General features: G+C 59.4%; 26 protein-coding genes. 4 read left to right on the forward strand and 22 right to left on the reverse strand.

Annotated elements, in window-relative coordinates; translation table 11 throughout:
- Positions 1–6: 6 nt before the first annotated feature.
- From sdaAB to JUF21_RS01145, 4 genes are all read right to left on the reverse strand, one after another.
- Positions 7–675 (reverse strand): L-serine ammonia-lyase, iron-sulfur-dependent subunit beta, encoded by a 669-nt coding sequence (gene sdaAB / locus JUF21_RS01130; protein WP_304599159.1) that lies wholly within the window; start codon positions 673–675, stop codon positions 7–9.
- 263 nt (positions 676–938) lie between these two features.
- Positions 939–1,610 (reverse strand): adaptor protein MecA, encoded by a 672-nt coding sequence (locus tag JUF21_RS01135; RefSeq protein WP_203662592.1) that lies wholly within the window; start codon positions 1,608–1,610, stop codon positions 939–941.
- A gap of 151 nt (positions 1,611–1,761) precedes the next feature.
- Complete coding sequence (gene spx, locus JUF21_RS01140; RefSeq protein ID WP_203662594.1) at positions 1,762–2,160, reverse strand: transcriptional regulator Spx; 399 nt, start codon at positions 2,158–2,160, stop codon at positions 1,762–1,764.
- Positions 2,161–2,397: 237 nt separating this feature from the next.
- Entirely contained in the window at positions 2,398–3,156 is a 759-nt protein-coding gene (locus tag JUF21_RS01145) for an MBL fold metallo-hydrolase (protein WP_203624052.1), read from the reverse strand.
- A gap of 56 nt (positions 3,157–3,212) precedes the next feature.
- Between JUF21_RS01145 and JUF21_RS01150 the strand changes: the two genes are divergently transcribed.
- Positions 3,213–3,752 carry an antibiotic biosynthesis monooxygenase gene (locus JUF21_RS01150; protein ID WP_203624051.1) on the forward strand — a complete coding sequence of 180 codons (540 nt, stop codon included), beginning with the start codon at positions 3,213–3,215 and terminating at the stop codon, positions 3,750–3,752.
- On the opposite strand, the gene JUF21_RS01155 is transcribed toward JUF21_RS01150, so the two are convergent.
- Entirely contained in the window at positions 3,749–5,749 is a 2,001-nt protein-coding gene (locus JUF21_RS01155) for an FtsX-like permease family protein (RefSeq protein ID WP_203662596.1), read from the reverse strand. The genes JUF21_RS01150 and JUF21_RS01155 overlap by 4 nt on opposite strands.
- Entirely contained in the window at positions 5,727–6,500 is a 774-nt protein-coding gene (locus tag JUF21_RS01160; RefSeq protein ID WP_203624049.1) for an ABC transporter ATP-binding protein, read from the reverse strand. Before JUF21_RS01160 ends, JUF21_RS01155 begins: the two co-directional genes overlap by 23 nt.
- A 135-nt stretch (positions 6,501–6,635) precedes the next feature.
- Here JUF21_RS01160 and JUF21_RS01165 point away from each other — a divergent pair, with 135 nt between their 5' ends.
- Together JUF21_RS01165 and JUF21_RS01170 are read left to right on the forward strand one after the other, a co-directional pair.
- Positions 6,636–7,310 (forward strand): response regulator transcription factor, encoded by a 675-nt coding sequence (locus JUF21_RS01165; RefSeq protein ID WP_203624048.1) that lies wholly within the window; start codon positions 6,636–6,638, stop codon positions 7,308–7,310.
- Entirely contained in the window at positions 7,311–8,369 is a 1,059-nt protein-coding gene (locus JUF21_RS01170) for a HAMP domain-containing sensor histidine kinase (RefSeq protein ID WP_203662598.1), read from the forward strand.
- A gap of 41 nt (positions 8,370–8,410) precedes the next feature.
- On the opposite strand, the gene nrdG is transcribed toward JUF21_RS01170, so the two are convergent.
- The 16 genes from nrdG to JUF21_RS01250 all read right to left on the reverse strand — a co-directional run bounded on the left by nrdG (position 8,411) and on the right by JUF21_RS01250 (position 23,782).
- A complete protein-coding gene (gene nrdG, locus JUF21_RS01175) occupies positions 8,411–8,989 on the reverse strand; it encodes an anaerobic ribonucleoside-triphosphate reductase activating protein (protein ID WP_203624046.1) in 579 nt (192 codons plus the stop codon).
- Positions 8,990–9,104: 115 nt separating this feature from the next.
- Positions 9,105–10,340 (reverse strand): phosphoribosylamine--glycine ligase, encoded by a 1,236-nt coding sequence (purD, locus tag JUF21_RS01180; protein ID WP_203662606.1) that lies wholly within the window; start codon positions 10,338–10,340, stop codon positions 9,105–9,107.
- Positions 10,341–10,350: 10 nt separating this feature from the next.
- The gene (gene purH / locus JUF21_RS01185) at positions 10,351–11,874 is read right to left on the reverse strand and encodes a bifunctional phosphoribosylaminoimidazolecarboxamide formyltransferase/IMP cyclohydrolase (protein ID WP_203662608.1); all 1,524 of its coding nucleotides are present in this window, start codon (positions 11,872–11,874) and stop codon (positions 10,351–10,353) included.
- Positions 11,874–12,443, reverse strand: coding sequence for a phosphoribosylglycinamide formyltransferase (purN, locus tag JUF21_RS01190; protein ID WP_203624043.1), 570 nt, complete (start codon positions 12,441–12,443; stop codon positions 11,874–11,876). Before purN ends, purH begins: the two co-directional genes overlap by 1 nt.
- Complete coding sequence (gene purM, locus JUF21_RS01195; protein WP_203662610.1) at positions 12,440–13,447, reverse strand: phosphoribosylformylglycinamidine cyclo-ligase; 1,008 nt, start codon at positions 13,445–13,447, stop codon at positions 12,440–12,442. Before purM ends, purN begins: the two co-directional genes overlap by 4 nt.
- Positions 13,444–14,901: an amidophosphoribosyltransferase gene (gene purF, locus JUF21_RS01200; RefSeq protein WP_203662612.1), complete on the reverse strand. Its 1,458-nt coding sequence runs from the start codon at positions 14,899–14,901 to the stop codon at positions 13,444–13,446. Before purF ends, purM begins: the two co-directional genes overlap by 4 nt.
- Positions 14,886–17,093 (reverse strand): phosphoribosylformylglycinamidine synthase subunit PurL, encoded by a 2,208-nt coding sequence (gene purL, locus JUF21_RS01205; RefSeq protein WP_203662614.1) that lies wholly within the window; start codon positions 17,091–17,093, stop codon positions 14,886–14,888. Before purL ends, purF begins: the two co-directional genes overlap by 16 nt.
- Positions 17,080–17,763: a phosphoribosylformylglycinamidine synthase subunit PurQ gene (gene purQ / locus JUF21_RS01210; RefSeq protein ID WP_203624039.1), complete on the reverse strand. Its 684-nt coding sequence runs from the start codon at positions 17,761–17,763 to the stop codon at positions 17,080–17,082. The genes purL and purQ overlap by 14 nt, the downstream gene beginning before the upstream one ends.
- Positions 17,760–18,020, reverse strand: coding sequence for a phosphoribosylformylglycinamidine synthase subunit PurS (gene purS, locus JUF21_RS01215; protein ID WP_203662616.1), 261 nt, complete (start codon positions 18,018–18,020; stop codon positions 17,760–17,762). The genes purQ and purS overlap by 4 nt, the downstream gene beginning before the upstream one ends.
- The gene (gene purC / locus JUF21_RS01220) at positions 18,013–18,732 is read right to left on the reverse strand and encodes a phosphoribosylaminoimidazolesuccinocarboxamide synthase (protein WP_203624037.1); all 720 of its coding nucleotides are present in this window, start codon (positions 18,730–18,732) and stop codon (positions 18,013–18,015) included. The genes purS and purC overlap by 8 nt, the downstream gene beginning before the upstream one ends.
- Positions 18,719–19,846, reverse strand: a complete 1,128-nt coding sequence (purK, locus tag JUF21_RS01225) for a 5-(carboxyamino)imidazole ribonucleotide synthase (RefSeq protein WP_203624036.1) — start codon at positions 19,844–19,846, stop codon at positions 18,719–18,721. Before purK ends, purC begins: the two co-directional genes overlap by 14 nt.
- The gene (purE, locus tag JUF21_RS01230) at positions 19,839–20,306 is read right to left on the reverse strand and encodes a 5-(carboxyamino)imidazole ribonucleotide mutase (RefSeq protein WP_203662760.1); all 468 of its coding nucleotides are present in this window, start codon (positions 20,304–20,306) and stop codon (positions 19,839–19,841) included. Before purE ends, purK begins: the two co-directional genes overlap by 8 nt.
- A 183-nt stretch (positions 20,307–20,489) precedes the next feature.
- Positions 20,490–21,356, reverse strand: coding sequence for an ROK family protein (locus JUF21_RS01235; RefSeq protein WP_203662618.1), 867 nt, complete (start codon positions 21,354–21,356; stop codon positions 20,490–20,492).
- A 133-nt stretch (positions 21,357–21,489) separates the two neighbouring features.
- The gene (gene ptsP, locus JUF21_RS01240) at positions 21,490–23,217 is read right to left on the reverse strand and encodes a phosphoenolpyruvate--protein phosphotransferase (protein ID WP_203662620.1); all 1,728 of its coding nucleotides are present in this window, start codon (positions 23,215–23,217) and stop codon (positions 21,490–21,492) included.
- A complete protein-coding gene (locus tag JUF21_RS01245; RefSeq protein WP_054665507.1) occupies positions 23,217–23,483 on the reverse strand; it encodes a phosphocarrier protein HPr in 267 nt (88 codons plus the stop codon). Before JUF21_RS01245 ends, ptsP begins: the two co-directional genes overlap by 1 nt.
- A 107-nt stretch (positions 23,484–23,590) precedes the next feature.
- Complete coding sequence (locus tag JUF21_RS01250; RefSeq protein WP_203624032.1) at positions 23,591–23,782, reverse strand: hypothetical protein; 192 nt, start codon at positions 23,780–23,782, stop codon at positions 23,591–23,593.
- Between the two features lie 232 nt (positions 23,783–24,014).
- Between JUF21_RS01250 and JUF21_RS01255 the strand changes: the two genes are divergently transcribed.
- The gene (locus JUF21_RS01255) at positions 24,015–26,240 is read left to right on the forward strand and encodes an ATP-dependent Clp protease ATP-binding subunit (protein WP_203624031.1); all 2,226 of its coding nucleotides are present in this window, start codon (positions 24,015–24,017) and stop codon (positions 26,238–26,240) included.
- The last annotated feature ends 23 nt before the right edge of the window (positions 26,241–26,263 follow it).

Below are 26,263 nucleotides of genomic sequence, written 5' to 3' on the forward strand. Positions count from 1 at the left end.
GTCCTCCTACTCGAAATACGCAGCGTTATCGACGTTCGGCATGGCCTTGAGCTTCTCGACCAAGTCGGGCCGCCGCTCGTCCACTTCCATGATCATGATGGCCTTTTCGCCTTTGGCCTCGCGCGTGACGGTCATGGTGCCGATATTGACGTTATTTTCACTCAGCAAGTCAGTCGCGCGCGCAATCATCCCTGGCACATCTTGGTGCACGGTGATGAACGTTGGCGTGCCCATGCTCAGCGACAGCTTGAAGCCGTTGATCTCAGAAATCTGAATGTTGCCGCCGCCAATTGACACCCCAGTCACAGTCATTGACCGAGCGCCTTTTTGCAGTGCGATCTTCGCCGTGTTCGGGTGATCGACCTTGTCGCTTTTCGGCACGAAGGTGACCTTGATTCCCCGCTCGTGCGCGATCTTCAGCGAATCCGCAAGGCGCGCGTCGTCTGGCGCCATGCCCAAAAGTCCCCCGACCAGCGCAACATCGGTGCCGTGGCCGCGATAAGTCTTAGCGAAGGACTCGTACAGGTAAATGTCCACCCGCGTCGGCTCCTCGCCAAAAATCTCCCGCACCACCTTGCCGATGCGCGCGGCGCCGGCGGTGTGCGAGGAGCTTGGCCCGACCATCACCGGGCCAATAATGTCGAAAACACTGGTAAAGCGCAACTCTTTTGCCATGATCATGCTCCTTTTTCCTTATAGAACCACGCGTGCCCCCTGCGGTCAAGCCAGAGACAAAATCGGGCTTCGGGCTAAAAGCGTCGAGCCTCCGCACCTGACATAATCGGGCTCCGGGTTCGCAACGGGGAGCAGCCAGCTACGCCAGAGGCCTCGCCGCCAAAGCCCAGCGGCAAAGCCTCTGGCTAGGCTGCCTGTCCCCCTAAGTACGCGAACCCTCCGCACCTTACAAAAAAAGCGGCACCGCAGCGCCGCCCCTCAGATTACTTTTTGAAATAGTAGCGGCCGGTTTCCAGCGCGCTGGTCGGCATCAGAAGCTTGCCGTATTCCGCCAGCACGTCGGCTGACAAGTTGACTTTCGTGCCGTACTCCAAGGCCAGCGCCGTTTGATCGGCGATTTCACTGCTCGAAGCCTTGTTGGCGTAGAAGGTCAACACAAGGTAGTAGTCATCGTTGTAAGAATAGAGATCTGAGGTGGCCCCTTCCAAGCGCAACTCCTGGGCCAAAGCAATAAAGTCCTCAAAGCTTTGGAGCTTGAGCACGACCTCGGTCTTGTCCGCTTGGCCGCCGTCGATGAAGCTGCCTTCGTCGCTGGCTGCCGGATCATCTAATGCATTGAGCTGTTGGCGGATGAAGTCCGGCACGCCATTATCGTCGGTTTGCGCGTCGTCGGTGTCTTCATCGGCGTCCTCGTCATCTTGATTGCGGGAGATCAAAAGCTCCAATCCGCTTTGACTCGGCATCACCTGAAACGTCACACCGCCTTCGCTGGCGAAACTGTGATCCTTGTCGACCTCATCGAGAATACTATAGAAGAAGGTTTCGATCTGCTTGTGGTTGCCGAGCAGGTCCAGCACTGTGATCCCGCGTTCGGCCAAATCGTCATTGCCGAGCAGGACGCGAATGGTATTTGCGTTAAGTCGTTCCATTTCCATGATGGCTGCACCTCACTTTGCCTTTGAATCTTAGTATATCAGATTCTCACTGACACGGCATTCTACGCTAAAAAAGTAAGGAATGCAACACATGGATCCCCCAGCGCGCTGAAACCAAAAAGGCACGATTCACCCGAATCATGCCTTTTGGTTAAAACCCGGCCAGCAGCTGAGCTTGTTGCAGCTCCAGTGCCCGCACCGAACGCGGGAGAAACCGTCTAATATCATCTTCATTGTAGCCGACCTGCAGCCGTTTATCATCCATGATGATTGGCCGGCGGATCAAGGCTGGATACTTAGCAATCAAGGCGACCAATTCATTGATTGAGATGGCCTCAAGGTCAATGCCCAGTTCCCGGAAAATATTCGACCGCATCGAAATGATCTCCTCGGTCCCTTTCTCGGTCATGCTGAGCACGTGCTTGATCTCATCGATGCTCAGTGGATCGGCAAATATGTTTCGTTCCACGAAGGGAATGTTATTTTCCATTAACCAGGCGCGGGCTTTGCGACATGAAGTGCAGCTAGGCGAAACGTACAAGTATACCATCAGTGCTCGCTCCTTCTTTTGTTGCGTGACTGCGTTTTCTCGACACTCTAAGTATAACGAACTCAAATGTGCAAATACAATCAAGCTTCAAAAATAAATTTCTGAATTTGCGCGCACACTAATTGTGATATAAGTAACAAATAGTCATTCCCCAAAGCAAAGGCCTGCCAGTCGGCGTTTTACTTCCCAACCATGTTAGTTGACATGGTGAACATCAGCTGGATTAAATTTTAAACGTTATTTTTGCTCAAATAATTTGTTCCCATCAATAAATAACGTTTCACTGGCCAAAACTACCGGAATCTCCCCCCCTTCCGCCTGGGCTTGGGCCTTCAGGGTCGCTAGCGAGACTTCTTGCGGCAGGTGAGTCAAGAGGAGTTCCTTAACGTGCGCTTGGGCGGCCAGCGCACCGGCCTGTGGAGCAGTGAGGTGCCAAAGCGGCGCCTGGTGGCCCGCCAGAAAATTGGTGTCCGCCATCAGCAGATCCGCCTTCTCGGCGAATGGCGCGAGCGCCGGAAAGGCCCGGGTGTCACTGGTGTCGACAAAGACCTGCCCGGTGGTTTTTTCCTCGATGCGCACGGCAAAGGCCGGCACCGGGTGCTGGGTCTCCAGGAACGTTAGATGCAGTGGCCCCAGATCGAGCACGGAATCCCCGCTGTACCCCATGCCCTTCGTGAAGTCGCCGAAGGTCAGCGCCGCAAAATTCAGCGGATCTTTGGTGTGACCGTAGATTGGGAGCGGATCGGCTTTTTTGGCTCCGCTGTGGAGCTGGTAGTAATACTGCAGCACACCGACATCTGCGGCATGATCATGGTGATAATGGGTCAGTAAGACCGCATCCAGCGCAAAGGGGTCACTGGCTTTTTCCAGTGCCAGCAGCGCACCGGAGCCGCAATCCAGTAGCAGCTTGTAGTCGCCGCTTTCGATCAGGTAACTGGATGTGCCAACGCCGTGGTCGGGATAGCCGCCGTAATAACCCAGGATCGTCAATTTCATGAAATCATTCCTTTCAAATAAGTAAGCGCTATACTAAACCTATTGGGGGTAATCAAATGACAAAAACAATGCAGTTAGTGCTCGGCAGCAAAACGTATATGCAAACGATTGTGAAACGCGCCACCACCCCGGTCCGACTGCTCAAAGACGCCGAAAAGGACCGCGACTTTGCCACCCTGGATCTGACCGGGGCAGTCCCGTTCGTCGCACCGCTTAAAGGCACCATCTTGGCCCACTACGGCGCGGTGCCAGAGGTGGGCTACGTCTACATGATGTACTTTAAGCTCACCGATGAGGAGGCCAAGGTCTTCGAGCAAAAGGCCCAGACGCTGACCCTCGAAGCGGACCGCCTGGACGGCTGCGAGGCCATGGTGTTGATGCGCACAGATAATCCGCAGCGCGAGTACCTGCTGCTATCGGCCTGGGCAACCAAGCTGGCGGTTTTCACCGCCAAAAATACGCCGCTGTTTGCGCCGGTGATGGTCTTCACCAAACGGGCACAGGAAAGCTACGGCTACCACCAGGCATTTTACACCATTGCCGATCCTTACCACCCCGATCACGCGATGAAGGCAGAAGCCACATTGGACGCCTAAGTCCGCGCCGTCAGCCGGACGGTCAGGATGCCAAAGGCCAGGTACACCAGGATGTAGACCGCGACGATCACGATGACTAGAAACACGCCGGGGTCGTTCAAGAACATGCTCAAATAGCGAATCATCAGAGCCGAGTTCAGCGTACCAAAGGCCAGCGGCAGCGCGAAGATCACAGCGGTTTGGGCGGCGGCCACGCGCTGCTCCAGCGGCTGCGGCATACCGAGTTGGCGCAGGATGGTGCGCGCCTGGTGGTCCTCGGCGGCCAGCATCAGCTGCTTGATCATCAGGATGCTGGCAGTGGCCACGATGAAGACGGCGCCCAGCAAGATCACAATGAACAGACCCATGCCAAACAGCACATTCATCTCTCCCATCAAAGGCGCCTTAAACTGAACAGCACGGCGACCAAAGTCCGCGGCACCAGCAGTGGCCTTGACTCGCGGTGCTTTTTTGCCGGTTAAAATAGCCGCGCTGCCGCCCACGTAATCCTCACCAACGCCGTCGTTAAGCTGCTTGGCGGCCTGACCGGATTGCCCCTGCTTCAGCAGGTACCCAGTCAACGGGTCCGCCGGCGCCAGCAGCTGCCGAAAGTCCCGGTCCGGAATCACCAGCGCCCGGTCAAAGTAGGCGCTGTCGCCCAGCGGAAAAGTGCCCGTCACGGTTTTAACGGCAAAGCGTTGGTGCGTTCGGGTCAGCGTCAAGCCCCAGTGCTGCCGCTTGCCCAGCCAAGTGTGCTGGTACAAGGTCCGGCCAAACAGGATCATCGCCGCCTGGTGCGGGCCCAGCGTCAAAGCTGGCAGGCCCTTTTGCACGCGGCGAATCCGAGTATAATCGCTGAGCGCCATCACGTTATAAATAGTTTCATCCCCGTCGCCGGTGGCGTGATTGGGCTCGCTCAGCCGCCCCGCCGCAAGCTTGGTGGGCAAGACGACCGCGCGCTTGATCACCGCCGCCGTGTCTTTGGAGAACGCCTGCTTGACCCCAGTGCTTGAAGCCACCATGTCCAAGGCCACACTGCGCGTCACCGAGCGCTGGCCAAACTGGTACAAAATCGCGCCGCTGCCCAGCACCGTGATGGTGATGGTGGCCAGCAGGGTCGTCAGAAAGAGCGAGTGCACATTGCGCAGCAGCCGCTTGTGCACGTTGGTGACGGTCATAAGCGCCGCGGCGTTGCGCCGCAGTTTCGGCCGCTTCATCAGCCAGACAAAAAGCGCCGGCAGCGACACTTTGAACACGACGTACAAGCTGACCACGCCCAGCGCCGGCACCGCAAGTAGTGTCCACACCCCGCCGCCGTGGTAGCGCTGGGCCATCAGGTAGGTCAGGTGAACCAGGTTGTACGCGGCAGCGTAACTGAGCACCAACACCACGGCCCCGGCCCAGACGACCAACGTCCGCCAGCCGCTGGCCGGGATGCGGCTGGTCCGGTTGGCCGCACTTTCAGCCGTCATTTCCACATTGCCGGCATAGATCGCGTTAATGGTGCCCAGCACCGCGTAAACCACCAGGAACAAGACGGCAAGCTCAACGGCGGCGCGCGGGGCCCACAGCAGGCCGACTGCCTTGTGCACCCCCATCAGACGCAGCAGCATCATGGCCAGAAACTTGGAAAAGACCCAGCCTAGCCCAATCCCCAGCACGGTGGCCGCCGCCCCCAGCAGCAGCGATTCCAACAGCAGGCCAAACCCGATGCGGCTGACCGGCATTCCCAGCCGGCGATACACGCGAATACTGGCAGTGCGCCGCTCGATCAGGATCGAATTCATGTACAGCAAAAAGACGATTGCAAACAGCAGGATCACGACCAGCACAATCACTAAAAGCGCCGGCACCACGGCAGTCAAATCGTTCATGTCAATGGCGTGGGCCAGCAGCTGGTCATCTTCAATCAGCGCCAGCACCGCGTACAGGACCGCGATCATCGCCGCGGCCATCAGCACATACAACCGGTTGACCGTCCGGTGGCGCCGCAAACTAGTGCGGATCAATTGGCCCACGCCGATCACCCCCGTTGATGGTGGCTTCCATGTCGATGATGCTGTTGAAAAAGGCCTGGCGGCTGGAGCGCCGAGTCACTTCCGCGAAGTACGCCCCGTCGCGAATGAAAATAATGCGATTGCAAAAACTGGCCGTGAACGCGTCATGCGTCACCATCATGATCGTCACGTCCTCTTCCAAGTTGAGCTTGGCCAGGTACTGAAGCAGTTCGGTGGCCGCCATCGAGTCCAGGCTCCCGGTCGGCTCATCGGCCAAGATCAAGTCCGGATGGCCGATCATCGCCCGCGCCGCGGCCACCCGCTGCCGCTGACCCAAACTGAGCTGCTCCGGATATCGCTTCAGCAGCGGCACCAGCCCCAGCAGTTTGGCAAAGTGCATCAGGCGCTGGTCTAAGTCCTTCGGCAGAGGCGGCACGAAAGTCTGCGGCAGCGTAATGTTGTCGGCCACGGTCAGATCCGGCACCAGGTTGAACGCCTGAAAAATAAACCCGAGGTCCTTGCGCCGGTACGCCGCCGCCTCACTGTCGCGCAGGGCCGTGAGCTCTTTGCCGGCGACGGTCAGCGTGCCGGAGGTGGGCTGGTCAATGGTGGCAATCATATTCAGCAGCGTCGATTTACCGGCGCCGCTTGGCCCCATGATACCGACAAACTCCCCGGCTTCAATGTGAAAGCTGAGGTCGTTCAGCGCGGTCACCCGGTTCAGCCGGTGGCCGTAAACTTTGGTTAAATGTGCGACATCCACCACGCGCATGGGCTCGCCTCCCTGCCTCTTTTTGTCCATGATACCAGAAACTGGGGACTGCGGCTGGTTACCTTGCGATACTGTTAGGCGCTTGTGCAGCCGCACGCAAACCGCTACCATACAATTAAGAACGGAGGCCTAGACATGTTCAAAATCATGATTGTGGAAGATGACCGCACCATTGCCGACCTGATCGCGGCCGCGCTCAACAAGTGGGAGTATCAAGCGAGCACGGTGACTGATTTCAACCGCGTGTTCGACCAGTTTCAGGCGACGCAACCCGACCTGGTCCTGTTGGACATCAATTTGCCCGTCCGCGACGGCTACTACTGGGTCCAAAAGATCCGCGACGCCTCGCAGGTCCCGGTGATTTTCATCTCCAGCCGCAACACCAACATGGACATGGTGATGGCGATGAACCTCGGCGCCGACGACTTTGTGGAAAAGCCCTTCGCCATGGAGGTCCTGATTGCCAAAATCAACGCGCTTTTGCGGCGCACCTACAACTACCAGGACGCCGGCGGGTCATCTCTGACCGTGAACGGGTTGACGCTCGATTTTAAAACCGGCATGGCCTATGTCAACAACGAGGAGATCAACCTGTCCAAAAACGAGTACAAGCTGCTGCAGCTGCTGATGCGCGCGCACGGCAGCGTGATCAGCCGCTCGCGCCTACTCAAGGACCTGTGGACCGATGAGCGCTTTGTCGACGATAACACGCTGACCGTCAACATCAACCGGCTGCGCAAGAAAATTGAGGCCGCCGGGCTGCCGGATTACATCCAAACCAAGGTCGGCCAAGGGTACATGGTGAAATAAATGACGTTTAAACAATACTTGCACGACCACCTGGCGGGCATCGCGTGGTATGTTATCGGCCTGGCGCTCCTGTGCTTTGGCCTGTGGCTGGATCCGCGCCAGCGCGTGCGGTGGGACACGCTTTTGTACATGGCCGTACTAATCACCGGTTTCGCCGCGGTCCTGCTGGTGTGGCACTACACTCGCACGAAAAAGTGGGTCAAGGCCTTCACCGACCGGACTGAAGCCGGCGTTGAGGCGCTGGACTGGCCGCTGGCGGCCAGCAGCAGCCACGAGCGCGCCGCAATCGTCGAGGCGTACAACCATGTGCTGCGCGAACACCGCCAGGCTCAATCCGAGTTGATTGCTCGCCAGCAGGACCAAAAGGCCTTCATCGACTCCTGGGTGCACGAGATCAAGGTGCCGCTGGCCGCCGCCGGCCTGCTTCAGGACAGCCTGGACGGTCAAGCGCCGGAAAAGCCGCTGGACGAGCTGGCGCTGCAGCTGGACAAGATCAACTTTTCCGTCGAGCAAGTGCTGTACTACTCGCGGCTGGACAGCTTCTCCAAGGATTACCTGCTCCGCGAGTATGACCTCAAGCCCCTGGTCGACGGCGTGATCGTCGACCAGCGCAACAGCTTCATCGACCGGCGCATCAGCTTTGCCCTGAACGGCGACTCCTTGACCGTCGTCACCGACGAAAAGTGGCTGCGGTTCATCCTGGGCCAGCTGGTGTCCAACGCCTTAAAGTACACCGCGCCAGGCGGCCAAGTCACCGCCACCATTGCGGACGCCCCCACCGAGGCGACGCTGACCATTGAAGACACCGGCATCGGCATCCCGTCAGACGAGCTGCACCGCGTCTTTGAAAAAGGCTTCACCGGCACCAATGGCCGCAACGCCAACCAGCGCTCCACCGGCCTCGGCCTGTACCTGGCCAACCAGCTGAGCCAAAAGCTCGGCCATCACCTGACCATCAGCGCCACTGTTGGCAAAGGCACAGCCGTGACGATTCATTTTCCCCACCTCAGCTTTTATGGGGAAAGCGGCGCAACCTTGACCAAACCGGATTTGAAGTAAGCAAAAAGCCCGCGGAAAATTTTTCCCGCGGGCTTTTTGCGCTACCTCACTAAGTTTTTCCAAATTTTGACTGAACCTGCTTCAAGCGAGGCAGGCACATCGATGATGCGCTGGTTGGAACTGCCGCGAAACTGCAGCGTCAGGTCCTTCTTGGCCTCGAGGAAGCGGCCGTCGACCAGAATGTCAAGCATGTTCAGCAGCTCAAGCTTGTCGTCGGACTCCTGCATCAGCTCGTCCCAGGTGTACCCGGTCCAGCTCCAGATGTCCTTGGTGTGGCCGAACTCCTTGCGCACCCGCCGGCACAGGCGCAGGCAGACCTGCGTGTTCAAAAACGGCTCGCCGCCCAGCAGCGTCAGGCCCTGCACGTAACTCTGGCTGAGGTCAGTGATGATGCGATCCTCCAGCTCCTGCGTGTACGGCGTGCCGTAGTGAAAATTCTGGGCGACCTTGTTGTAGCAGCCCGGGCAGTTAAAGCGGCACCCGGACACGTAAATGCTGCACCGCACGCCTTCACCATCGACAAACACGAACGGCTTATAGCTGGCCACGTACTGCAGCGACAGGTCGGACGCGAGCCACTCCTTGGGTTTCGGATTGTTGGGTAATCTTGTTTGGGCCATCTTGCTCACTCCATTTCATAGTTTTAATGCTACCACAGCCGACCCCCAAGATATAGTGGCGAAAGTCAAAAAAAGTGTGCGATCGCCATGGATATGGTGGTCGCACACTTTTTAATTAGGCTAGGCCCTTGGCCCCAATATCACTGCGTGTGGCCAAAGCGCCTTGCAGCGGCTGCATGCGCGCGTACGCCTGACGCTGAGCCTCGGCTAAGTCTGAGCCTTCGCCGATCACCGCGAAAATACGGCCGCCGCTGCTCACCAGCCCACCTGCCGTTTCGGCGACGCCGGCGGGCACCCAGTACTTCAGTTGCTCAGCATCGGGCACCACCAGCGGATATGGATGCCCAGCCCCCGGGTACGCCGGATCCACCGCCACCACCCCGCAGTACGTGTGCCCGTCCAACTTGAGCGGTTCGGCCTTCCCGGCCAAAAGGTCCAGAGTCAGCTGATAAAAATCGTTTTCTACCTGGGGCAGAAGCACCTGGGTTTCGGGATCCCCGAAGCGCAGGTTGTACTCGAGAATCTTTGGCCCAGCGGCGGTAAACATCAGACCGACGTACAGCACCCCACAGCCGCTGAGCCCGTCTGACGCCATGCCGGCCAAGGTTTGACCCACCAAGTCACCGGCGGCTTTTTGCTGCGCCGCGCTGAACTGCGGCGTTGGGCTGTACGCCCCCATGCCGCCGGTGTTAGGCCCAGCGTCGCCGTCAAAGCGCCGCTTGTGGTCTTGGGCCAGCGGGAACAGCACCCGCTTTGGCCCGTTGAACATCGCCAAAACCGACGCCTCTTCGCCTTGCAGGTACTCCTCCAGCAGCACCGGAGTTTGAGCGTCAGCGGCGTAAAGCTTGGTCACCGCCGCCTGCGCCGCGGCCAGCGTTTGCGCCACGGTCACGCCCTTGCCGGCCGCCAGCCCGTCTGCCTTGATCACAATGGGGGCACCAAACTTGGCCAGCGCGGTTTGCGCTTCTGGCAGTGAATGAACCGTCAGCGCCTGCGCCGTGGGCAAGTGATGCCGCGCCATGAAGGCCTTGGCAAACGTTTTGCTGCTTTCCAGCTGGGCTAGTACCTTGGTCGGGCCAAACACCGGCAGGCCGGCCGCTTCAAACGCGTCCACAAGCCCACCGGCCAGCGGCTGTTCCGGGCCGACAAAGGTCAGCGCCACATGAGTCTTGGCAAAGGCGATGAGCGCGGCGGTTTCAGATTCGTTGATGGGCACCGGCGTCAGCCCGATCATTGGCATCCCGGCATTGCCCGGTGCCACGAACACTTGCCCCACCTGCGGCGAGCGCAAAAACGCCCGCCCGAGCGCACTTTCCCGGCCCCCTTGGCCGATCACCAACACATTGACCATACAAGCCTCCTTAGTGGCGGAAGTGCCGCACGCCGGTCGTCACCATCGCAATGCCGTACTTGTCGGCCATGGCGATCGAATCCTTGTCCTTAATCGAGCCGCCGGGTTGGATAATGGCTTTGATGTCATGCTGCGCCGCGTATTCCACGCAGTCGTCCATCGGGAAAAAGGCGTCTGAGGCCATCACGGCCCCCGCAAAATTTTTGTTCTGCTGGGCCTGCGTGAGTGCGATTTCCACCGACCCGATCCGGTTCATCTGGCCGGCGCCAATGCCCAGGGTCTGGCCTTTTTTGGCGACGACGATAGCATTACTTTTCACGTGCTTGACCACCTGCTGGGCAAAAAGCAGCGAGGCGATCTGCTCTTCGGTCGGCTGGACCTTGGTCACCACGGTCAGGTCGGCCGCCGTTTCGATCTTCGTATCGGTGGTTTGCCGCAGCACCCCACCGTTGACCGCGACGGTTTCGACGCGCTCCGGCAAGGCGCCACCGGCCAGGGTGATGGTCAAAAGCCGCACATTTTTCTTCTTAGCCAAAACGGCGTAGGCATCGTCGTCAAAGCTTGGCGCCATGATGATCTCCAAAAACAGCGCATGCATCTTCTCCGCAGTGGCCAAGTCGACCGGGCGGTTCAGCGCGATGATGCCCCCGAAAATGGACATGGGGTCGGCTTCATAGGCCTTGTCCCAGGCTTCTTCAATCGTTGCCCCCTGCCCAATGCCGCACGGGTTCATGTGTTTGAGGGCGACCACGGTCGGTTCCTGATACTCATTGACCATGGCTAAGGCGGCGTCGGCATCGCGGATATTGTTGAAGGACAGTTCCTTGCCATGCAGCTGCTTGGCGTTGACCAGCGATTCGGCCGGCGCGTCCGGCGCGCCGTAAAAGGCCGCTTGCTGATGGCTGTTTTCACCGTAACGCAGGCTCTGCACCTTGCTAAAGGTCGGGGTGAACTGCTGCGGGAACGGCTCGGGATCCAGGTACGCGGCGATCTGCGCATCATAGGCCGCCGTCATTTGGAAGACCTTGGCCGCCAGCTGCGTTCGCAGTCCTGCGTCGTTTTCGTCCAGCCCGGTCAGAACCCGCTGGTAATCTGCGGGATCGGCCACTGCCCAGACACTGGCCGCATTTTTGGCGGCGGCGCGCAAGGCGCTGGGGCCGCCGATGTCGATTTGCTCGATGGCCTGGGCGCGGGTCGTTTCTGGCTTGGCAATCGTTTCGGCAAACGGGTACAGGTTCACGCACACCAGATCGATCGGCTGAATGTCATGTTCGGCCAGCGCCGCCATGTGCGCCGGGTCGTCGCGCTTGGCCAAAATACCGGCATGGATCTTCGGGTGCAGGGTCTTCACCCGGCCGTCCAGCATTTCGGGAAACCCGGTCACGGCCTCCACCCCGGTCACGGCCAGGCCAGCTTGTTCCAAGGCGGCTTTGGTGCCGCCGGTGGACACCAGTTCAAACCCGCGGGCAATCAATCCTTCAGCAAATTCGGTCAGGCCAGTTTTGTCGGACACACTTAACAATGCGCGTTTCACTAGATTTTCTCCTCCTTGATCAGTGCCTCAATCGTCTGGGGCAGCAGCTGGTGCTCAACGTCATGGATTGCGGTTTCCAGCGCGGGCAGCGTGGTGCCTTCGCTGATCAACACCGGCGCCTGGGCGATGATTTTGCCCGAGTCGATGCCGGCGTCGACGTAATGAACGGTCACTCCGGTCACCTTGACGCCGTAATTAAAGGCGTCTTCGATGCCGGTGCGGCCGGGAAAACTCGGCAAAAGGGCCGGGTGTAGGTTGATGATGCGGTTCGGGTACGCGTTAAGCAGCGTGGGGCCGATGATGCGCATGAAGCCGGCGAGCACAATCAAATCGCAGGCTGGCAAGCGGGCGATCAGCGTCGCCTCGGCCGCGGCCTTGCTGGGGTAGTCGCGGTAGTTCAGCGCGATCACCGGAATCTTGCGTGCGGCAGCTTTTGCCAGCACCGGCGCGCCGGGTTGATCGCACACCAGCGCCACGATGGTCGCCGTTTTGGTCCGGTCGAAATGATCGGCCAGCGCCTCAAAGTTCGATCCGGTGCCGGAAGCAAAGACAATCAACTGTTTCGTCATGACCGCCTCCATTCCACGACGGCCTGGGTGCGCGGCACCACTTGACCGATGCGCTTGGCGTGCGGATCGGCGGCTAACACCGCCGCCACGTCCTCAGGCGCCACTGCGAGCACCATGCCGATGCCCAAATTGAACGTTTTGCGCATCTCTTCCTCGCTGAGCTCACCAGCGGTTTGAATCCGCTGGAAAATCTCTGGCCACTGCCAGGCCTGCGGGTCAAACCGCGCGGCCAAGTCTTGGGGCAGCATCCGGGGCACATTATCGGTGAAGCCGCCGCCGGTGATGTGCGCGGCGCCGTGCAACAGACCCGACTTTAACAGTGTCAGCATCGGCTTCACGTACAGCCGCGTCGGTGTCAAGAGCGCGGTGCGGATCTCCGTGCCGTCAGACAGCGGCAGCATGCCGAAATTCGTTTCGGCCAGCAGCGCCCGCACCAGGGAGAAGCCGTTCGAGTGCACCCCGCTGCTTGGCAGGCCAATCAGCACATCGCCGGCCGCCACGCCTTGCGGCAGCAGCTGCTCGCGCGCGGCCAGCCCCACGGCAAAGCCAGCCAGGTCGTAGTGTTTTTGCGGGTACATCCCCGGCATCTCCGCCGTTTCGCCGCCGATCAGGCTCATTTGGGCCTCCCGGCAGCCGTACGCGATTCCGCGCACCACGTCCTCGACGCGGCTGGGAATCAGCTGATCAGTCGCCATGTAATCCAGGAAAAACAGCGGCGTCGCGCCGGTGGCCACCGGGTCATTGGCCACCATCGCGACCAGGTCGATGCCAATGGTTTCGTGCTGATCGCATTCCAGCGCCAGCAGCAGCTTGGTCCCCACCCCGTCGGTCGCAGACAGCAGCACCGGGTGCTTGACCTTGGGCAGCGCGTAGGCCGCCGCAAAGCCGCCTAAATCGCCCAGCACGTTTTGATCCTGAGTGGCTTTGGCCAGCGGCGCGATTCGCGCCACTGCCTCGTTGCCCGCCGCAACATTCACGCCGGCTTGCTCGTAATTCAGGCTCATCGTGCGGCCACCTCCTCGACGTTCATCGTCAACTTCGCCAGCTCATCTTTCAGATTCGCCGCGTGATCATCCAGCGGCGTCGGGTACTGACCGGTGAAATACGCCACACACAGGCCGCGGTTGGGGGCCGTGGTCTGCAGATTCACACTTTCCTCCAAGCCTGCCACCGACAAAAAGCCTAGGCTTTCAACGCCTAAGAGCTGACGCATGGCCGCCACACTGTAATTGGCGGCCAAGAGCTCCTTGGTGGACTGAATGTCGATGCCGTAAAAGCACGGAAAACGCAGCGGCGGGCTGGCAATCCGCAGGTGCACGCTTTTGGCCCCGGCGTCCTTGAGCAGCTGGACGATCTGCTTGGCGGTGGTGCCGCGCACGACAGAATCGTCGATGAGGACGACCCGCTTGCCGTTGACCACCGCCTTGAGTGCCGAAAGCTTCAGGCGCACGCTGCGTTCACGCAGCGCCTGCGTCGGCTGAATAAAAGTCCGCGCCACGTACTGGCTTTTGATCAAGCCCATTTCGTACGGGATGCCGCTTTCCTGGGCGTAGCCAATGGCGGCGGAAAGTCCCGAGTTGGGCACCCCAACCACGACATCGCCCGCGGCCGGCTGCTCGCGGGCCAGGCGCTTGCCCATGGCCACCCGCGCCTGGTGTACGTTGACGCCGTGGATCTCTGAATCCGGCCGGGCAAAGTAGATGTACTCCATCGAGCACACCGCCAGCTGCGTGTGGGCCGTGTACTGCTCGGCGGTCATGCCGGCATTCGTGACGGTGATCAGCTCACCGGGCTGCACATCCTTGATGAACTCGGCCCCGACCACATTCAGCGCCGCGGTTTCACTGCAGATGACGTAGCCGCCGCTGGGCAGCTGGCCGACCACCAGCGGGCGAAACCCGTTGGGGTCGCACGCCGCGTACAGCCCATGCTCGGTCAGCAGTGCAAACGCGAACCCGCCATGAACTTGGTTCAACGCGTCAATCAGCTGGTCCTTAAACGTATTTTCCGGACTGCGGCGCAGCAGGTGCATCAACACCTCGGTGTCACTGGTCGACTGGAAAATCGCGCCGTTTTGCTCCAGCGCCGCGCGCAAGCTGACCGCATTGGTCAAGTTGCCGTTGTGCGCCAAGGCGACCGCCCCATCGGAAAAGCGAAACAGCAGCGGTTGAATGTTTTCCAAAATCGCGCCGCCGGCTGTGGCGTAACGCACATGGCCTAAGGCGGCCGGGCCGCGCAGGGCAATGAGGTCTGCCGGCTGGGCAAACACCTGAGACACCAGGCCAAAGCCGTAGTGCCGGCGCAGGCCGGCCGGCGTGCGGCCGACAATCCCCGCGCCTTCTTGGCCGCGGTGCTGCAGCGTGTGCAGGCCCAGGTGCGTGATGTCCACGGCATTGGGGTCACCCCACACGCCGAACACCCCGCACTCCTCGTTCAAACTTTTTACTTCAGCAGGCATGGTAAGCTCTCCTCCCAAACGGTCTGAAGCGTGCTGATGGGCTCTTCAATGCGGCCATTCTCGGCTTCGAGGACCAGCTGCGGGCCGCCAGTCTTGCCAATCAGGGTCGCCGCAGCCCCGTCCAGCGTCTCAAACGCGGCCTGCTGGTCCTGGGGAATCGTCACCAGGAACCGGCTTTGCGTTTCGCTGAACAGTTGCGCGGCGGGCATGGCGACCTTGACCTGCGCCCCGATCCCGGTGTGAAACGTCATTTCGGTCAGCGCCACAGCCAGGCCGCCATCGCTAATGTCATGGGCGGCAGAGACCAGGTGCTGGCGAATCGCCGACAGGACCGTCTGCTGCAGCTGTTGTTCCCGCTTCAGGTCCAGCGGCCGCAGCCGCCCGGCCACGGTGCCGGTTTCAATCTGCTGCAGCAGGCTGCCGTTAAAGTCGGCCCCTGTCTCCCCCAGCATGTAAATCAAGTCACCCGCCGCCTTGAAGCGCGGCGTGGTGATGGTCGTCAGATCCTCGATCAACCCAACCATGCCGATCATCGGGGTCGGGTCGATGGCCTCACCGTTGGTTTCGTTGTACAGCGAAACGTTGCCGGAAATCACCGGCGTGTTGAGCGCCTTGGTCGCGGCGACAATGCCTTTGGCCGATTCCTGCAGGCTGTAGAACTGCTCCGGCTTGGTCGGATCCCCATAGTTCAGGCAGTCGGTGATGCCGATTGGCTCGGCGCCAGTCACCACCAGATTGCGTGCCGCCTCGGCAACTGTGATGGCCCCACCAATCTCAGGGTCAAGCGCCAGGTAACGCCCATTGGAGTCCGTGGTCAAAGCCAGCGCGCGGTGCGTGCCGCGTACGCGAATGACTGCGGCATCCCCGCCTGGGCCGGCGATGGTGTTGGTTTGTACCTGCGCGTCGTAGCGGCGATACAGACTGGTTTTATCGGCGACGTTGGGATCTGCCAGCAGCGTCTTCAAGGTGGCGCCGGGATCGGTGACCACCGGCACAAAATCAGGGGCTGGGTGCGCAAGACGCTGCGGTTTCAACCCTTGTTGGTGGTAAACCGGCGCGTCGTCGGTCAACAGGCTCACGGGCACGTCGCACACGGTTTCGCCGTGCTGCAGAAGCCGGTAGCGCCCGTCGTCTGTTACGTGACCGATGACCACGGCGTCCAGATCGTACTTCTTGAACACGGCGCTGACTTCATCCTCCCGGCCGGCCTTGACGCAAAGCATCATGCGCTCCTGCGATTCGGACAGCATGATCTCAAATGGCGTCATGTTCGGCTCGCGCTGCGGCACCAGGTCCAAGTCGAGCACCATGCCGTAGCCCGCCTTGTCGGCCATTTCGACGGTCGAGGAGACCAGGCCAGCGGCGCCCATGTCCTGCATGCCCACCAATGCTTCTTGATGGTCGCGGGTCACTTCGAGGCAGGCGTCAACCAGCAGCTTTTCCATGAACGGGTCGCCGACTTGCACGGCGGAGCGGTTCGCTTCTTCCTCGGTGGAAAATTCGGCCGAGGCAAAGCTGGCGCCGTTGATGCCGTCGCGCCCGGTTTTGGCGCCGACGTATAGCAGACTGTTGCCGGTACCGGCCGCCTTACCGCGCTGAATGGCGCTTTCGTCCATCACCCCGACACACATCGCGTTGACCAGTGGGTTTTGCGCGTATGTTGGGGCAAACTTGGTCTCGCCGCCGACGGTCGGAATGCCGATCGCGTTGCCGTAGTCGCCGATGCCGGCCACGACCTGATCAATCAGCTGCTTGGTGTGGGCGTTGTCCGGATAGCCAAAGGCCAGCGAATCGAGAATGGCAACCGGCTTAGCGCCGATGGAGAAAATGTCGCGGATGATACCGCCCACGCCGGTCTCCGCGCCTTGGTAAGGTTCGACTGCGCTGGGGTGGTTGTGGCTTTCGGCCTTAAACACAACCGCCTTGCCTTCACCGATAGCGATGACGCCGGCGCCTTCGCCCGGCCCCATCAGCACCCGGTCATTTTTGGTCCAAAAAGTTTTCAGCACCGGCTTGCTGTACTTATAGGCGCAGTGCTCGCTCCACATGCCGGAAGCCAGCCCGATTTCGGTCAGGTTCGGCAGCCGGCCCAATTTTTCGGCAAAACGGTCGTACTCCGCATCTGTCAGTCCCCACTGCCGGTAGGGTTTTCCCGTTTTGATCTGCGCGGGACTCAGCTCAGTTTGCAGCATAGACGCCCTCCTTAGTTGCTTCGACCAGTGATTCAAACACGCCCAAGCCGTCGGTGCCGAAAATCAGCTGCTCAACCGCGCGCTCCGGGTGCGGCATCATGCCCAGGACGTTGCCGGCCGCGTTGGTCAAGCCGGCGATATCGTTCAGGCTGCCGTTAGGATTGTTAGCGTAGCGAAACACGACCTGATGATTGGCCTCAATTTCAGCCAGCGTTGCCGGATCGGCGTAGTAGTTGCCTTCCCCGTGGGCAATCGGCAGCGTGATCGTTTGCCCGGCTTCATATCGCGAAGAAAAAGCGGTGTCGGCATTAGCCACCACCAGCGGCTCGGGCTCGCAGATGAACTGCAGGCTGGTGTTCCACTGCAGCGCGCCTGGAAGCAGCCCCGCCTCAGTCAGGATCTGAAAGCCGTTGCAAATGCCCAAGACATAGCCGCCGGCCTGCGCAAACTGCTTGAGCGCCGCCATCACCGGGGCAAACTTGGCGATGGCCCCGGAGCGCAGGTAGTCGCCGTAAGAAAACCCGCCTGGCACCAGCACCAAGTCAAACCCGGCCAGCGTCGTCGCGGTCGCCGGTACTTTCACCGCGCACTCACCCACCACATCGCTAATGGCGTGAATCAGATCGTCGTCGCAGTTGGAACCGGGAAAACTGATCACCGCCGCCTTCATTGCGCCACCGCCATTTCCTCAACGGTGAATTTGAAGGTCTCCGTGTTCACATTGGCGAGCATCTCGTCGCAGATCCGGGCCACTTGCGTCTCGGCGGCTGCCTGGCTGGCCGCCGTCAGCGTCAGTTCGAAGTACTTGCCGACCAGCACGTGGCTGACATTGTCGTCGCCCAGGCGGGTCAGCGTGTTTTGAATCACCTGCGCCTTGGGATCCAGGACGCTGGGCTTGTAGTTGACGAAAATTCTGGCTTTATACATGAGCGACTCCTTTCAGACGGTCGAGGACGACTTGATACACCGGGGTCAGTGGCCCCTCATCGTGGCGGAAAACATCCTTGTCCAGCGACTTGCCAGAGGCTTCATCCACCAGGCGCATGTTGTCCGGCGACAGCTCGTCCGCTAGCACCAGCGTGCCGTTGGGCAAGCGGCCAAACTCGAGCTTGAAGTCGACCAGCGCGATGCCGATGTCAGCAAACCGCTTTTGCAGCAGGTCATTGACGCGATCGGCCAGGTCGTGGATGGTTGCCAGCGTGGCCGCATCGGCGTACCGGAGCGCCTTGATCTGCTCGTCATTGATGAACGGATCATCCAGCGCATCCGACTTGTAGTAAAACTCGTGGACCGCCGGACTCAGCTTCATCAGGTGCGCGGTGTGGAACTTGCGCTCAAAACTGCCGGACGCCAGGTTGCGCACCACCGCCTCCAGCGGGATCATCGCGCACTGGCGTACCAGCATCGTGTGATCGTCCAGGTCCTTGATGAAGTGCGTCGGAATGCCCGCTGCGGTCAGCTCCTCAAACAGGAGCCCCGAGATCTGCCGGTTCAGAGCGCCCTTGCCGGCGATCTCGACCTTGCGCTTGCCATTCAGTGCCGTCGCCTGGCCCTTGTAGGTCACCCACAGGACCCCAGGGGTGTCTGTCAAAAACATGTCCTTGGCTTTTCCGGAATACAGCAGCTCAGTCTTTTCCATCTTCGTCCTCCAATTGAATTGACCCCATCAAATCTTTGGTATCGCCAGCCAGCACGGTCAGGTGCCCCATCTTGCGGCCGGGCCGCGCTTCAGCCTTGCCGTAGTCGTGCAGGTGCCACTCCGGATGCTTGGGCCAGGCTGCCTTGGCCGCAGCCAGGTCATCGCCCAGGAGATTGCGCATGACCGCACACTCTTTCATGCGCACCTTGGGGATCGGCAGCCCGCAAATGCTGAGAATGTGCGCTTGAAACTGGGAAAAATTGCAGGCCTCGATCGAGTAGTGCCCGGAGTTATGCGGCCGCGGCGCCAGCTCGTTAACCAGCACGCCGGTTTTGCCGGCGAACAGCTCGATCCCAAGGACCCCGCGCAGGTTCAGTGCTGTCGCAATTTTGGTGGCCAGCGAATCGATCTGGTACTGCTCAGGCTTACCCAGGTCAGGGGCCGGGGCGATGGTCACGTGCAGGATGTGATCCTGGTGATGATTTTCCACGACCGGGAAACAGCGCACGACGTCTTGGCCATCGCGCGTCACCATGAGTGACAGTTCACGGTCGAAAGCCACGCGCGCCTCCAGGATGCACGGCGTCTTGGCGACCAGTGCTTCCGCTGCGGGCAGGTCCTGATCCGAGTTGATGTCCAGCTGGCCGTGGCCGTCGTAGCCGCCGGTCGTGGTTTTCAAAATGGCCGGGACCCCGACCGCATGGATCGCCGGGATCAGCGCGGCCCGCTCCGGCACGGCGGCAAAATCTGCCGTGGGCACCCCGTGGTCGCGCAGGAACGTTTTTTCCTTCACGCGGTCGCGCGTGATGGCTAACAGCTGCGTGCCCTGCGGCAGCGCCGCCTGCTTACTGGCCTCTTGAAGCGCGGCAAGGTCGACGTTTTCAAATTCATAAGTCAACACGTCACTGCGGCGCGCGAGCTCATCAAGGGCCTGGTGATCGTCATAGTCGGCCTGAAGCTGAAAATCGGCGACCTGGCCGGCCGGCGCGTTCGGCGTCGGATCGAGCACGCCAACGGTGTACCCCATCGTCTTGGCCGCCTGGGCAAGCATCCGCCCCAGCTGGCCACCGCCGACGATGCCAATCGTCGCTGGCGGCAAGATTGGCTTAATCATCTAAATCTGCCTCACTTTCGATCGATTGCTGCGTCTGGGCAGTGCGAAACGCGGTCAGGCGAGCTTCAACCTTCGCGTCGCGGATGGCCAGCATCGCCGCGGCCATCAGCGCCGCATTCTTGGCCCCAGCCTCGCCGATCGCCATCGTGGCCACCGGCACCCCGGCCGGCATCTGCACAATGGAAAGCAGTGAGTCCATCCCGCTTAATGTTCGGGTTTTAATGGGGACCCCGATGACCGGCACCGTCGTGTTGGCCGCCAGCATGCCGGGTAAATGGGCCGCCCCACCGGCCCCAGCGATGATCACGTCGATGCCGTTGGCTCGCGCCGCTGCGGCGAACTGCTGCAACTGCGTCGGCATCCGATGTGCCGAGATCACGTGCTTGACGTACGGAATCGCAAGTTGGTCGAGCAAAGCCGCCGCCTGCTTCATCGTTGGCCAATCCGAGGTGGAGCCCATCACTACTGCAACTGTCACGAATCGTCACCTGCTTTCGTATTTGCTTTGAGTTTAGCACGGCGCGGCAAATCGCTCAACAGTTTTCAGGAACAAAGTAAGCACTTTAATAAATTATTGTTCGTGTTTATTCAAAACATAAAAAAACCGCAAGTCTGGCTTGCGGTTCACTGCATCCTAGTTTAGTTATTTGGCTGCGTGCTGCTGGTAGTTGACCACGGCCCCAATCAGGTTGGCCGCATCGGTGTACTGACAGATCTTGATGACCGGCCGCTGGGTGGCAATCTCGATTGTCTTGAACACGCCGTCCATGTGGCGCTCGATGCCCGGGATCAGCGCCGGGTTGCGCGACACCCCGCCGCCCAGCAGGAACAGCTCGGGGTCGTAGCTGTATTGCAGATTGAAAATGACTTCGGCCAGGGCCTCAAAGAAGCCTTCGACCTCCTCGTGCGCCACGCGGTCGCCGGCATCGGCAGCCGCAAACAGCGCCTCACCGGTGATCTTTTTACCCGTGCGCTTCTCGTAGTTCTCGCAGCGCTTAACGACCGTCGCTTGGGCGGACACGGACTTGCCGTTTTGCAGCATGAACCCGAACTCGCCGCCCAGCAGGTGGGACCCGTGTTCGACCCGGCCGTTTGCGATCAGCGCCCCGCCGACGCCGGTGCCAAGCACCAGCATCGCCACGCGCTGCTTGCCCTTAGCCGCACCGCTTGCGACTTCGGCCAAGGCGGCGCAATTCGCGTCATTTTCGAATGCCATTGGCAGGCCGAAGCGCTTCTCCAGCTCAGGCTGGATCGGGAAGTTGTGAATGTACGGCAAGGCGCTGGCACCTTCGATCACGCCGGTCGCCTGATTGACCGCTCCGGGACTGGAGATGGCCACCCCTGTAATGGGGTGATCCGCCTTCATTTTCGTTACCGTGTTGGCCAAGAGTCCGTAAAACTCAGCCAGCGTTTTGGGCGTTGGCGCCGCCGTCCGGTCCTGCAGGGCTGTCCCGTCCCACCGCGCAAATTTAATCGAAGTGCCGCCAATATCAATCACAGCTAATTCCATTTTGCCATCTCCATAACCATATTTGTCTACACAAATTAGTCTAGAGGTTGATGTATCCGCTGTCAAACTTGATTCAGCAGGGCACAATAAAAGCGCCTCTGCCAAAGCAGGGACGTGTTCATTTTGCGTTCAATTAGTGTTTCTCGGTAAATTCCTTGACCAGCTTGATGTTGTCTTCGTTGGTCACGGATTCGGTGGTGGCCCGCTCTGCGAGGGTCTTCAGGTAACTTGCCGAAAGGCCCTTCATCTGGCTACGCACGCGCAGGACAGAGGTCGCGGACATGGAGAACTCGTCGAGCCCCATGCCGACCAAGAGTGGCACCATGATCGGGTCGCCAGCGGCTTCCCCACACATGCCGGCCCACTTGCCTTCCTTATGTGCCGAATCGATGATGTGCTTCACTAAGCGCAAGATCGATGGGTTGTAAGGCTGGTAGAGGTAAGACACGCGGTCGTTGCCGCGGTCCGCCGCCATGGTGTACTGAATCAAATCGTTGGTGCCGATGGAGAAGAAGTCTGCGACCTTGGCGAACTGATCCGCCAACACGGCCGCGGCAGGTACTTCCATCATCATCCCGGTTTGGATGTTGTCAGCAACCTTCACGCCTTCCTTGACCAGCTTGTCCTTTTCCTCCAAGAAGACCTTTTTGGCCGCCTTGAATTCGTTGACTGTACCGATCATCGGGAACATGATGCGCAGATTGCCGTAAGCCGAAGCCCGCAGCAAGGACCGCAACTGGGTGCGGAAGATGTCCTGCCGGTCCAGGCTGATCCGAATCGCCCGGTAGCCCAAAAACGGGTTATCTTCGTGTGGCAGTGGCAGGTATGGCAGCTTCTTATCACCGCCGATGTCCATCGTGCGAACCACGACAGGCTTGCCGTCCATCTGCTCGAGCACGGTCTTGTACGCCTCGAACTGATCGTCTTCGGTTGGCAGCTCCGACGAGTCCATGTACAAGAACTCGGTACGATACAGGCCAACGGCTTCAGCACCATTGGCAAGCACCGCGTCCATGTCCTTCGGGGTCCCAATGTTGGCGCCGACTTCGAAGTGCTGACCGTCTTCCGTCACCGTCTTAGCCGTCTTCAGCTGCGCCCATTCGGCCTTTTGTGCGGCAAAATCCTTGGCTGCCTGTTCGGAAGCCTGGATCTGGTCAGCACTCGGGTCGATCGTCACAGCACCGGTCAAGCCGTTGACGGTGATGGTCTGGCCGTTTTTAACGTCCGTCGTGACCGTGTCCGTCCCGACCACAGCCGGGATCTCAAGCGAGCGCGCCATGATCGCGCTGTGCGCGGTCCGGCCGCCGATGTCGGTGACAAACGCCTTAACGTACTTCTTGTTCAGCTGAGCAGTATCTGAAGGCGTCAAATCATGCGCCACGATGACCACTTCAGAATCGATCAATGCCGGGTTCGGCAGCGGCCGGTTCAAGAGGTGTGACAGCACCCGGGTCGAGACGTCGCGGATATCCGCGGCGCGCTCTTGCATGTAGGTGTTATCGGTCATCGCTTCAAAGGTTTCAATGAAGCCGTCGGAAACAGACTTCAAGGCGGTTTCGGCGTTGACCTTATCGTCTGTGATCTGCTTTTCAATGGCCCCGATGTATTCCGGATCGGCCAGCATGGTCATGTGCGCGTCGAAGACTTCTGCCTCTTCCTCGCCCAGCGACTCTGCTGCTTTTTGCCGGATGATCTTCAGTTCTGCAATGCTCTGGTCGAGCGCGGTGTGCAGACGTGCGACCTCTTTGTCTGTATCTTCAATAGTTGACTTCGAAAATGACAGATTGGGTTGCACGAGCAGGTAGGCCTTCGCCGTAGCGACGCCGTCACTTGCCGCGATCCCTTTCAGGTTCTTAGTCATTAGTTAGACAAGCCTTCCTTTTTCATGGTCTCTTCGATGGCAGCAATAGCTTCCTTTTCGTCTGCGCCTTCAGCGGAGATGGTGACGTCGGCGCCTTGGCCAACGCCCAAGCTCATGACGCCCATGATGGACTTCAAGTTAACGCTCTTCCCCTTGTATTCCAGGTTGATGTCAGAGTTAAACTTGCTGGCTGCCTGAACCAAGAGAGTGGCTGGGCGAGCGTGGATACCTGTTTCTGCAACAACATTAAATTCGCGTTTTTCCATGAGTAATCTGCTCCTTTGTGTATAAACTTTTGCCGAATAGAATTTGCATTCTATTTCTTGTAAACCTTACCATTATTCCGCTTTCAGAACAAGTATCATGGCTGGTTTTATTGCCCCTTGGCGGACTGATAATGGTACAAAATCGTGCCCCCGCGCTCCGCCTGGCCGACGATTTCCTTGCGAGCCGGATAATTGGTCCAGGCCTCACGAAAAGCGGCAAACGTCTCGGGTTCGATCTTGATCTCCGTAATTTTACCTGCGCGGAGATCATTCATCATTTGGACATAGTCTGATGCCACATGCTTGCCCCCTTTCCGTCACTATTTTAGACTAGAGACAGGCCGTTGACCAGCGCTGAAACCGCAGTCGCACTGAATTTCGCGAAAAAATTAGCACTCTCACGGTAAGAGTGCTTGCATTTAATTTTTCGCGGTGTACACTGGAGTCAAGGTCAAAGAAGGTCAAAGCCTGGTTTGACTTTTCCGCGTCCTTTGCGCGGAAGGACTTAGATAAGAAAGGTTGTGAACAACGGTGCTATGTGAAAATTGCCATCAAAATCCGGCTACCATTCATTTGTACACCAACGTGAATGGCCAACGCCAAGAGATCAACCTATGCCAAAACTGCTACCAGCAGTTGAAACAACAAGCAGGAGGCACTATGCAACCAACGAATGCAAACAATGATCCGTTCGGCTTCAGCAGTCTCGATGACATCTTCCGGGCGATGGCTTCCGGCCAAAACGGCCAGCAGCAGCCGCAGGACCAAACCCCACCCACTCAAAGCGGGCGCGGCGACAATGGCGGCGGCAACCGGCCTGGCCAAGGCGGCAATTCCGTCTTAGGTCAGTTCGGCGTTGACTTGACCGCCAAGGCCAAGAACGGCGAAATCGACCCAGTCATCGGCCGGGACGAGGAAATCGCCCGCGTTATCGAAATTTTGAACCGCCGGACCAAGAATAACCCCGTTTTGATTGGGGAAGCCGGGGTCGGCAAGACCGCCGTGGTCGAGGGGCTCGCGCTTAAGATCGCAAACGGTGATGTCCCAACCAAGCTGCAAGACCGCCACGTCATCCAGCTGGACGTCGTGTCTCTGGTGCAAGGCACCGGAATTCGCGGCCAGTTTGAACAGCGCATGCAGCAGCTCATCGACGAGCTGAAGAAGAATCCGAACATCATTCTCTTCATCGACGAGATCCACGAAATCGTCGGTGCCGGCAATGCCGAAGGCGGCATGGACGCCGGCAACGTCCTCAAGCCGGCGCTGGCCCGCGGCGAACTGCAACTCGTCGGGGCCACGACCTCTAACGAGTACCGCCAGATCGAAAAGGATTCCGCTCTCGCCCGCCGGCTGCAGCCGGTGACCGTCGAAGAGCCGTCGCCTGAAGAGACCATCAAGATCTTAAAGGGCATTCAGCCGCGCTACGAGGCCTACCACCACGTCAAGTACACCGACGACGCCATCGAGGCCGCCGTCAACCTGTCCGACCGCTACATTCAGGACCGGTTCCTGCCTGACAAGGCCATCGACCTGCTGGATGAGGCCGGCTCGCGCAAGAACTTGACCATTACCGTAGCCGATCCGCAAACCATCAAGGACAAGATTGCCGAAGCCGAAAAGCAGAAGCAAGGCGCCTTGAAGCAGGAAGACTACGAAAAGGCCGCCTTCTACCGCGATCAGGTCACCAAGCTGCAGAAGATGCAGCAGCAAGACGAAAAGCAGGAAAAGGAAGACACGCCAACGGTCACCGAAAAGGACATGGAGCAGATTGTCGAAAAGATGACCAACATCCCCGTTGGCGAGCTCAAGCAGCAAGAGCAAGAGCAGCTCAAGAACCTGGTGCCTGACCTTGAGGCCCATGTCATCGGCCAAAACGAGGCGGTCGAAAAAGTCGGCCGCGCCATTCGCCGCAACCGCATCGGCTTCAACAAGACCGGCCGCCCAATCGGCAGCTTCCTCTTTGTTGGTCCGACCGGGGTCGGCAAGACCGAGCTGGCCAAGCAGCTGGCCAAGGAACTGTTTGGTTCCGAGCAGAACATGATCCGGTTTGACATGTCTGAGTATATGGAAAAATTCAGCGTGTCCAAGCTCATCGGTTCGCCTCCGGGCTACGTCGGCTATGAAGAAGCCGGCCAGCTGACCGAGCAAGTCCGCCGCAATCCGTACAGCCTGATTTTGCTGGACGAAATTGAAAAGGCGCACCCAGATGTGATGAACATGTTCCTGCAGATCCTCGATGACGGCCGCCTGACCGACAGCCAGGGCCGCACCGTTTCCTTCAAGGACACGATCATCATCATGACGTCAAACGCCGGCTCGACCGACGCCGAGGCGAACGTCGGCTTCGGCGCGTCGATCAACGGCACGACCAAGTCCGTCCTGAACCAGCTGGGCAACTACTTCAAGCCGGAATTTCTCAACCGTTTCGACGACATTGTCGAGTTCAAGCCGCTGAGCAAGGACACCCTGTTGTCCATTGTGGGCCTGATGATCAACGACACCAACGCCAACATCAAGGACCAGGGCCTGACCATCAAGGTCACCGAACCGGTCAAGGAGAAGTTAGTCGAACTCGGCTACGATCCCGCGATGGGCGCCCGGCCGCTGCGCCGCGTGATTCAGGAGCAAATTGAAGACCGCGTGGCGGACTTCTACCTTGATCACCCGCAGGCCAAGCACCTCGAGGCACGCATCGACAAGGGCGCGATTGCCATTGTCGAAAGCAAACCGGAAACCCCGACAGTCGCCAAAAAATAACGCCAAATAAGTTGAAGGGACTA

The sequence above is a fragment of the Lacticaseibacillus sp. 53-4 genome (assembly GCF_016861805.1).
Classification (GTDB): Bacteria; Bacillota; Bacilli; order Lactobacillales; family Lactobacillaceae; genus Lacticaseibacillus.

What these genes read in the sequence shown, in the direction of transcription:
- JUF21_RS01145 (WP_203624052.1), bottom strand. Translation starts at nt 3,156, where the DNA reads ATGAAATTGACGATCCTGGGTTATTACGGCGGCTATCCCGACCACGGC.
- JUF21_RS01235 (WP_203662618.1), bottom strand. Translation starts at nt 21,356, where the DNA reads ATGGAATTAGCTGTGATTGATATTGGCGGCACTTCGATTAAATTTGCG.
- JUF21_RS01165 (WP_203624048.1), top strand. Translation starts at nt 6,636, where the DNA reads ATGTTCAAAATCATGATTGTGGAAGATGACCGCACCATTGCCGACCTG.
- purS (WP_203662616.1), bottom strand. Translation starts at nt 18,020, where the DNA reads ATGTATAAAGCCAGAATTTTCGTCAACTACAAGCCCAGCGTCCTGGAT.
- nrdG (WP_203624046.1), bottom strand. Translation starts at nt 8,989, where the DNA reads ATGGCCCAAACAAGATTACCCAACAATCCGAAACCCAAGGAGTGGCTC.
- purC (WP_203624037.1), bottom strand. Translation starts at nt 18,732, where the DNA reads ATGGAAAAGACTGAGCTGCTGTATTCCGGAAAAGCCAAGGACATGTTT.
- purN (WP_203624043.1), bottom strand. Translation starts at nt 12,443, where the DNA reads ATGACGAAACAGTTGATTGTCTTTGCTTCCGGCACCGGATCGAACTTT.
- purE (WP_203662760.1), bottom strand. Translation starts at nt 20,306, where the DNA reads ATGGGCTCCACCTCGGATTGGCCAACGATGAAGCAGGCGGCGGCTTTG.
- purM (WP_203662610.1), bottom strand. Translation starts at nt 13,447, where the DNA reads ATGAGCCTGAATTACGAGCAAGCCGGCGTGAATGTTGCGGCGGGCAAC.
- JUF21_RS01160 (WP_203624049.1), bottom strand. Translation starts at nt 6,500, where the DNA reads ATGCGCGTGGTGGATGTCGCACATTTAACCAAAGTTTACGGCCACCGG.
- JUF21_RS01245 (WP_054665507.1), bottom strand. Translation starts at nt 23,483, where the DNA reads ATGGAAAAACGCGAATTTAATGTTGTTGCAGAAACAGGTATCCACGCT.
- JUF21_RS01170 (WP_203662598.1), top strand. Translation starts at nt 7,311, where the DNA reads ATGACGTTTAAACAATACTTGCACGACCACCTGGCGGGCATCGCGTGG.
- purQ (WP_203624039.1), bottom strand. Translation starts at nt 17,763, where the DNA reads ATGAAGGCGGCGGTGATCAGTTTTCCCGGTTCCAACTGCGACGACGAT.
- purF (WP_203662612.1), bottom strand. Translation starts at nt 14,901, where the DNA reads ATGCCTGCTGAAGTAAAAAGTTTGAACGAGGAGTGCGGGGTGTTCGGC.
- JUF21_RS01150 (WP_203624051.1), top strand. Translation starts at nt 3,213, where the DNA reads ATGACAAAAACAATGCAGTTAGTGCTCGGCAGCAAAACGTATATGCAA.
- purK (WP_203624036.1), bottom strand. Translation starts at nt 19,846, where the DNA reads ATGATTAAGCCAATCTTGCCGCCAGCGACGATTGGCATCGTCGGCGGT.
- ptsP (WP_203662620.1), bottom strand. Translation starts at nt 23,217, where the DNA reads ATGACTAAGAACCTGAAAGGGATCGCGGCAAGTGACGGCGTCGCTACG.
- purD (WP_203662606.1), bottom strand. Translation starts at nt 10,340, where the DNA reads ATGGTCAATGTGTTGGTGATCGGCCAAGGGGGCCGGGAAAGTGCGCTC.
- purL (WP_203662614.1), bottom strand. Translation starts at nt 17,093, where the DNA reads ATGCTGCAAACTGAGCTGAGTCCCGCGCAGATCAAAACGGGAAAACCC.
- spx (WP_203662594.1), bottom strand. Translation starts at nt 2,160, where the DNA reads ATGGTATACTTGTACGTTTCGCCTAGCTGCACTTCATGTCGCAAAGCC.
- sdaAB (WP_304599159.1), bottom strand. Translation starts at nt 675, where the DNA reads ATGGCAAAAGAGTTGCGCTTTACCAGTGTTTTCGACATTATTGGCCCG.
- JUF21_RS01135 (WP_203662592.1), bottom strand. Translation starts at nt 1,610, where the DNA reads ATGGAAATGGAACGACTTAACGCAAATACCATTCGCGTCCTGCTCGGC.